The 7,594-nt window shown below is 42.5% G+C and carries 7 protein-coding genes; 4 read left to right on the forward strand and 3 right to left on the reverse strand.

Annotated features, from left to right (window positions below; translation table 11 throughout):
• Positions 1 to 165: 165 nt before the first annotated feature.
• Positions 166 to 702, reverse strand: a complete 537-nt coding sequence (locus BM278_RS17345) for an EAL domain-containing protein (protein ID WP_208601836.1) — start codon at positions 700 to 702, stop codon at positions 166 to 168.
• Between the two features lie 338 nt (positions 703 to 1,040).
• Here BM278_RS17345 and BM278_RS17350 point away from each other — a divergent pair, with 338 nt between their 5' ends.
• The 3 genes from BM278_RS17350 to BM278_RS17360 all read left to right on the forward strand — a co-directional run bounded on the left by BM278_RS17350 (position 1,041) and on the right by BM278_RS17360 (position 2,916).
• Positions 1,041 to 1,397, forward strand: a complete 357-nt coding sequence (locus tag BM278_RS17350) for a PadR family transcriptional regulator (protein WP_090952300.1) — start codon at positions 1,041 to 1,043, stop codon at positions 1,395 to 1,397.
• Positions 1,369 to 2,061 (forward strand): DUF1129 family protein, encoded by a 693-nt coding sequence (locus BM278_RS17355; protein WP_090952303.1) that lies wholly within the window; start codon positions 1,369 to 1,371, stop codon positions 2,059 to 2,061. The genes BM278_RS17350 and BM278_RS17355 overlap by 29 nt, the downstream gene beginning before the upstream one ends.
• Positions 2,062 to 2,205: 144 nt before the next feature.
• Positions 2,206 to 2,916 (forward strand): DsbA family oxidoreductase, encoded by a 711-nt coding sequence (locus BM278_RS17360; RefSeq protein WP_090952305.1) that lies wholly within the window; start codon positions 2,206 to 2,208, stop codon positions 2,914 to 2,916.
• Between the two features lie 50 nt (positions 2,917 to 2,966).
• Here the strand turns inward: BM278_RS17360 and BM278_RS17365 are convergent, their stop codons facing one another.
• Complete coding sequence (locus tag BM278_RS17365) at positions 2,967 to 3,431, reverse strand: DinB family protein (protein WP_090952307.1); 465 nt, start codon at positions 3,429 to 3,431, stop codon at positions 2,967 to 2,969.
• Between the two features lie 413 nt (positions 3,432 to 3,844).
• Here BM278_RS17365 and BM278_RS17370 point away from each other — a divergent pair, with 413 nt between their 5' ends.
• Positions 3,845 to 5,170, forward strand: a complete 1,326-nt coding sequence (locus BM278_RS17370; RefSeq protein WP_090952309.1) for a S8 family peptidase — start codon at positions 3,845 to 3,847, stop codon at positions 5,168 to 5,170.
• 13 nt (positions 5,171 to 5,183) lie between these two features.
• On the opposite strand, the gene ltaS is transcribed toward BM278_RS17370, so the two are convergent.
• Positions 5,184 to 7,145 carry a lipoteichoic acid synthase gene (ltaS, locus tag BM278_RS17375; protein WP_090952312.1) on the reverse strand — a complete coding sequence of 654 codons (1,962 nt, stop codon included), beginning with the start codon at positions 7,143 to 7,145 and terminating at the stop codon, positions 5,184 to 5,186.
• Between the last annotated feature and the right edge of the window lie 449 nt (positions 7,146 to 7,594).

Genomic DNA, 7,594 nt, shown 5'->3' on the forward strand with positions numbered 1-7,594 from the left:
CCGACCGACGGGGCAGGCGATTTTCCAGCTGTTTCAATATGTGAACGTCGTCCTCCTGGAGCTGCCGGATGGACGCATCCAACGCTCACTGGATCGCTCCCTCACCCCTGAACAACGAAGGATTCTGCAGGGGTTGGGGCTGGATGAGAGCATTTACGTGTAACGTCATACGGAACGACCAGCGATGGTAAAAAAAGGATAGCCATCGCTCGTCGTGTTGGTCAAAAAGTTATTCTGAAAAACTAAATAAAAAATCCTTTGTTTTGACCTTGTTAGGGTGCGAAATGTGAGTTTTAACAAATCCATATCAGATATTTTTTCTGATTCGTTGATTTCCAGCACAATATTTTTTCGAGAAGAACATATTGACTTTAGTTTTTGCAAAAAATCGGGAAATGCCGGATGAACGATTGTCGAAGGATAAACGTTGATAAACAATGGAATAGATCGCATGTGAAATGAAGTTAAAGCATGATAAATTGAAAAAATATCTAATTCATATAACCTGCTTTGTTTCATGGCCAATTGAAAAAGCAACTCAGGATTCGGAAAAAACTCGCAGCGCAGTAAAGCTTCATATGCGAATACACGCGAATCTTTTAACGCGTAAATCGGCTGGAATACGTGATAAAACCTTTTATTGCGTATAATGCTATCTAAAAGTATAGCTTCCTGTAAAACTATCCTATTTTCGTCTGACATGCCGTTCCTCCTAACTTTGATGATGAAAATGGCTTATCTTTTCCGGTTAGGAATAATAGACTAGGCGTTTATGCCTAATATATTATACGGCATAGTTCTTTTTTTTTCGACATTTTTTGATAAAAAATATTTTTTTGTGTTTTTTAGTCTCATGGACGGCAGAGCAAAGGGGCTGGCGTATGGACGATAAAAAAGCGGGATTGGACGGCTGTTTTAATGCATATAGTTGAAATCAGTTGGAAACGGTTATATAATGGATACATAAGTATCTTGTATTGCAAGGTACATTTTCTTTTATCAACTATCTTGTATTGCAAGGTATATGAGGAGTTGAAAACATGTCGCTAAGAAGCCAGTTGTTAAAAGGAGTGTTGGAAGGGTGCATTTTAGCCATTATTAAACAGGAATCTGTGTACGGCTATGAACTGTCGGTAAAGCTGCAGCAATTTGGCCTCAATGACGTAAGCGAAGGTTCCATTTATCCGCTGTTGCTTCGCCTGCAAAAAGCGGGGTTGATTGCGGGAGAAATGCGCGACTCCCCTTCAGGCCCGAAGCGGAAATATTATCATCTGACAGAAAAAGGGGAGGAAGCGCTGCAAGACTTCATCACCGAGTGGGAGAGCATTCGCAATCCAGTCGAGAATATTTTGCGAGGGGGAACATCGAATGAACGCGAAAGATTTGGTCAAACTTAACAATGAGAAGCGGAAACAGTTAAATGAACATAATCGAAACTACTATGAGGATATGCTTGTTTATATCCGCTCCCATTTGTTGCTATCGGAACAGCAAAGCGAAGAATTGTTGATCGAATTGTTAGACCATTTATTGGAGGCACAGAAGCATGGCAAAAGTGCGGAAGATGTATTCGGCAAAGATCCGAAAGCGTATTGCGATGAGTTGATTCGTCAGCTGCCAAAGGAAAAAAAGAAAAATATATATGCTTTTGTTGGCTACTTAATGATCCAATTATTCGCTCTCATTACCTTGGCGACAGGTGCAGTGGAACTGGTAGCAGAGCTGTTTACAGACGTGGATGATACCGTGTATCTTGGAAAAGCGTTTGTTCTTTTTGTTATTAACTTTGCTATTATTTTGTTAGGGGTTGCTATCATCGTACTCTGGATTAGAAAATCTACTTTTCGTGATGATTCGAACACATTTAACAGTAAGGTAAAGACGTTCTTGATCGTATGGTTTATTTTTTGCATTGTCTTCGGTATGTTTGTTCTAGTGGAAAGACTTGTCCCTGAATTTGGTTACCGTATCGAAGCGGGAGGAATGGTTCGCATCCTTTTCGGCTTACTTGTATTAGCTGTGACATGGCTGCTCAATAAGAAGTTTCGCATTACAAAATAATTAGATGATAAGCGGCATTCTTTCATGTTGCCAAGTTCATTTGTTTGAATACCAGTATAGTGATTCGCTACAATAAGATGGAAACATAAATTTTGCTTTCTAGTTGTTGATGCAACGGAGAGCTTAAACCGAGGTGCATATACGATGAAAATAGAAGTTTGGTCCGATTTTGTCTGCCCATTTTGCTATATTGGGAAACGTCGGCTGGAAAAAGCGCTTGAGCAGTTTCCGCATAAAGACGAAGTCGAAGTGGTGTTTCGCAGCTTTGAGTTGGATCCTAATGCGAAAAAACATTATGATATGACGATTCACGAAATCATTGCACAAAAATATGGCATTTCGGTGGAAGAAGCGAAAAAGGTCAATGCCGATATTGGCAGACAGGCAGAGTCGGTCGGGCTGACGTTTCGTTTTGACACGATGAAGCCGACGAATACGTTTGACGCCCACCGACTTGCTAAATATGCGGAAGAACGAGGAAAACTTCGAGAAATGACAGAACGGCTGTTTCGCGCCTATTTTACCGATTCGCAACGGCTTAGCGACTATGATGTGCTTGTCGAGTTGGCTACCGAAGTAGGGCTGGATCGCGACGAAGTGAAGCAAGTTCTCGAAAGCGGCCGCTATAGCGATGAGGTGAGAAAGGACGAGGCGGAGGCCGCTCGTTTTGGTGTCCGGGGCGTGCCGTTTTTTGTGCTGAACCGAAAATACGCGATTTCCGGTGCGCAGCCGACGGAAGTGTTTATGCAGGCGCTTAAAAAAGTATGGGAAGAGGAAAACGCCAATTCGCCATTGCAGCCGCTCGCATCGGATGGAGGAGGACAATGCATGGACGGCAGCTGCCAAATACAATAGGCGAACGTACAAAAAACAACCAGACAGAAAACCGTCTGGTTGTTTTTTCATTATCCGCGTTGGACAAACAAAGGCAAGTCGGTATGTCCCATTTCGCGGACGTATACGAACAGCTGCCCTTTATGGTGGATTTCATGGTCCATCGCCATTTGCAAAAATTGCCCTGTTGGGATTTTCGCGCCGAATACGTTCGTGAGATCTAACACGCGCTCAAAATCTTCGTCGGAAAGAGATTCCAGCAATAGCTTTGTTTTTTCTGTATATGTTTGGGCAAGCTTTTGCAAATTGGTTTCCGTTTCTTCGACTTTTTGTGTAAACAGCGTTGGATCTCCATGTTTGGCGGCGTTGGCGAATTTATAAAAGCTGAAAAGAATATGGGTGACTAAATCTTTTGCTGGCATCGAAGTCGGTGTCGGTTTGTAGTCATAATGCTTTTCTTCGATTTTGTTTATTAATTCGACCGTGACGTTGCGATGGGATAAAAAATATTGCGTAAATTGTTTTGCGCGGCTCATATGCGTTTCCTCCTTTTTGGAATTTGTGTCCGTTTTTGATTATATCACAAGAAGGGTACGACACCGCTAGTAAGGAGGATTGGCTTGACGATTCTGACACTTTCCGCGTCGATGCTGTTATGCGTCATGGCAACGCTGTCCCGATCCCTGTTTCGTTTTCATTTTTTTATAGACCGTTATCCGTTACGGTTTTCTTCAATATGATTATCCTAATGTGAGATGCTCGTATTATTTAGAAAAGGATAATAAAATCGAGCTGAAACTAGCAAAAAGATAAGTTCAGATTGCAAGCCTGCCGCAATTTATGAAGAGCGGACAGGCTTTTTTGATGGTTTGTCCCAAGGCACAAGCCGTTGCGAAACTCCTCCCTTTTCATAGAGTATATCGAAGTTTTGCCAGAAGGAGGAGAGCGAATGTTTGGATATTCCATCGTTCAACTGGCGCGTAATTACGCACAGAAATTAGACCGTCCTTTGCGTCATTATATGGTCAGCATGAACAAACCTTTTCTATATACTCCTTGTGTTATGCACAAACAGATAGAAAGATGGATGAAAAAGACGAAAAAAATTCCGGTCATCATTCATTTTCACGAAGAAAACGGCATTTTTGCTCTTAAAGAAATCGAAAAACAGCACTTCCGCATGAAAATTCATCATCAATTCCGCTATATTCCTTCATGCAGCGCCGAAGTAACTCCGCAAGCGTTGGAGCAAATTTTGCAGCGGCACGATGTAAAAAAAGTATACTTAAACCGAAAAGTAAGCGCGCTATTAAATAACGCCGTTCCGTCCGCTAATGCCAAAAACGTCGCCATTAATGGAACGACATTGAGCGGAAAAGGCGTTACGATCGCGATTGTCGACACAGGGATTTATCCGCATCCTGATTTAGAGGGACGGATTGTCGAGTTTGTCGATTTTGTCAACGGGCGTACGGCGCCATACGATGATAATGGACATGGCACCCATTGCGCCGGGGACGCAGCGGGGAACGGTTCGGTTTCTTCCGGATTGTACGCGGGCCCCGCGTATGAGGCCAATGTGGTTGGGGTGAAAGTGCTTAACAAGGTGGGGGCAGGAAGGCTTGATACAATTATTCGCGGCATTGAATGGTGCATGCAATACAACGAAATGAACAAAGACGGAAAAATCGATATTATTTCATTATCATTAGGAGGGGAATCGTATCCATTTCCAGAAGAAAATGACGATCCGCTTGTGCAAGCGGCAGAAAAAGCATGGGACCATGGCATCGTCGTCTGTGCGGCAGCTGGAAACGCGGGGCCGGAATATCGAACGATCTCAAGCCCGGGCATTAGCGATAAAATCATTACGGTTGGCGCTCTAGACGACCGCAATACGGCAGAAACAAGAGCAGATGACGAAATTGCCGATTTTTCGAGCCGTGGCCCTACTTACTATGGAGTGAACAAACCGGATGTTGTTGTTCCAGGGGTCCATATTATTTCTTTGCGCGCGCCAAAGTCTTTCCTTGATAAATATCAAAAACAAAATCGCATCGGGCAATATTATACGATCATGTCGGGAACGTCGATGGCGACGCCGATCTGCGCCGGCATTGTCGCGTTAATGCTTCAATATAAGCCGGATGCAACGCCTGATGAAATTAAAAGGGCGTTAAAAGAAGGGGCCGATTTATGGAAAGATCGGGATCCGAATATATACGGAGCGGGATATGTCAACGCGAAAAGAGCGATTGAGCTGTTGGCGAAATAAAAAAGGGAAGCGGTTATTTGCTTCCCTTTTCTTCATCTTCGCGGTTGTTGTAATCGTATTTGGTAGGGTCGACCGGTTTGAATCCTTTTGGCGTGTAGAATCGCAGCAAGTCTCCGTATACGACTTTGTCCGAAAGATCGAGTTTTGTGCGGGCGATTTGTTCTAACTGTTTAATTTCCGGAGTTTCTGGAATTGGTTCGCCCGTTTTCGAATCATAATATTTTCCGTTTACTGCCGTAACAGTCGGAGTGACAAAGTCACCGTTACGGAACGGCACGATTTCTTGATGTTCCGGTGACAACAAGTCTGTGCCGAAGTGAACGTAGTTTTTCGTGTCGATTCCCAATAAGTGAAGAACGGTTGGCAATAAATCAATTTGTCCGCCGTATTGATGCATAATTCCGCCTTTGACGCCAGGGACGCGGATAAATAAAGGCACTCGCTGCAATTGCGCGTGTTCAAACGGCGTAATTTCTTTTCCTAACACTTGTGACATCGCTTTGTTATGGTTTTCGGAAATACCGTAATGGTCGCCATATAAAATGATGACAGAACGATCATACAAACCGGATTTTTTCAGATAATCAAAGAACTCTTTTAACGCTTCATCCAAATAGCGGGCCGTTTGGAAATAACGGTCCACCGAGCCATCGCCCGTATCCGCCGGTTCGATCGTCGCGTCTTCTTCGCTGATCGGATAAGGGAAATGGTTCGACAACGTGATAAATTTTACATAAAACGGCTCTTTTAGCGATTCGAGCAACGGAATCGACTCTCTAAAGAACGGTTTGTCTTTTAATCCGTAATTAAGCACATCACGATCGTTCATATCGTAGTAGCTTGCGTCAAAGAAATGGTCGAAACCGAACGATTTATAAATTTCGTCGCGGTTCCAGAACGTTTTATAGTTGCCGTGGAATACGGCCGTCGTATATCCTTGCTGGGAAAGAATAGCCGGCGCTGCGTGATACGTGTTTTGCCCTTTTGTTGTAAACACCGCTCCTTGCGGCAATCCAAACAATGAGTTTTCTAACATAAACTCGGCGTCCGACGTTTTTCCTTGCCCAGTTTGATGGAAAAAGTTATCAAAATAAAACGTATGCGGATCACGCGTAAGCGAGTTTAAAAACGGCGTTACCTCTTGACCGTGCAATTTATAGTTAATCAAAAAGTTTTGGAACGATTCCAAATGAATGTAGATCACGTTCATTCCTTTTGCGACACCGAAATACTGTGGATTCGGTTTCGCATATGTTGCTTGCACATGGTTTAAAACCGTCGTAATATCGCTTTTATTCGCAAAAGCGCGCTGTGTCGACGATTTCATGCTTTGCACAGCGTCATAAATCAAATAGTTGTAAACGCCTAAATATTTTACGATATAATTGCGGTCAAACGTTCTTGTCAGCAATTGCGGACGGTCCATTTCCGCCAACGCGAGGTTCACGCTGAAAATGAGCGCGGCAATGGCGAACACGATGCTTTTTTTATAACGCCCGACTTGGACCGTCGGCAACGAAAAACGTTTGGAAGTGACAATGGCAATTAAGATCATCGTATCTAAAAAGTAGAAAATATCGTACCACTTGATTAATTCCCAAATGCTGCCACCCAAATCTCCAAAGTTTTTCGTTTGTGTTAGCGTCGGCAACGTAATAAAATCGCTAAAGAAACGGTAGTATACGATGTTGGCGTATAAAATAAACGATAAAATGAAATTAATGATAATGAGCCAAATATATGCCCGCTTTTCTCGAGCAAGCAACGCTAATCCAAAAAAGAAGACTGCGGAACTGATTGGGTTAATGAACAATAGAAATTCCTGCATGGAATTGCTAATGCCTAAATTAAATTCAGCTTGATAAGCGACATATGTCTTCATCCAAAACAAAAATACGGCAAAAATAAAAAAACCAATATATTGGTCAGGGAGAGAACGGTATTTTTCTAATAGCTTTTCGCCAATCCTCTTCACGCCCTCTTCGCCTCCTTGTTCGTTATTCAAGCGTTTGGCGCAAGTGACTACGAATATATGAACAACAGCTGCACAAGCGAAGTGCAGCGTGCAAAAACGTTAAACCATATTTTACGTTGAAAAATCTTTACGTCAAGTAGCATAATACCTATTTTATATAAAGTCAAATGGAATGTTTTTATCATATTTCCACTCCATTTTGCCCTTTTCCTCCGCCGACCGCCTCCTTTTTCTTTTGAACAAGCACTTCTCTCTGTTGTATATAGACGAAAAAGAAAGATAAATAGTTTCATAATGTGATGTAAAAAAATTTTTTATGTGGGGATATATGGATGGGATCAAGTCCGCGAAATTGTGTAAAAACAAAACGGTAAAAAGCGATTTTATTTTCCCATCATCTTATTTACTGTGCTAGTAATGGAATTTTACACAATAATTTGGACTTGACC

Origin of the sequence: Parageobacillus thermantarcticus (genome assembly GCF_900111865.1) — a bacterium.
Lineage (GTDB): Bacteria > Bacillota > Bacilli > Bacillales > Anoxybacillaceae > Parageobacillus > Parageobacillus thermantarcticus.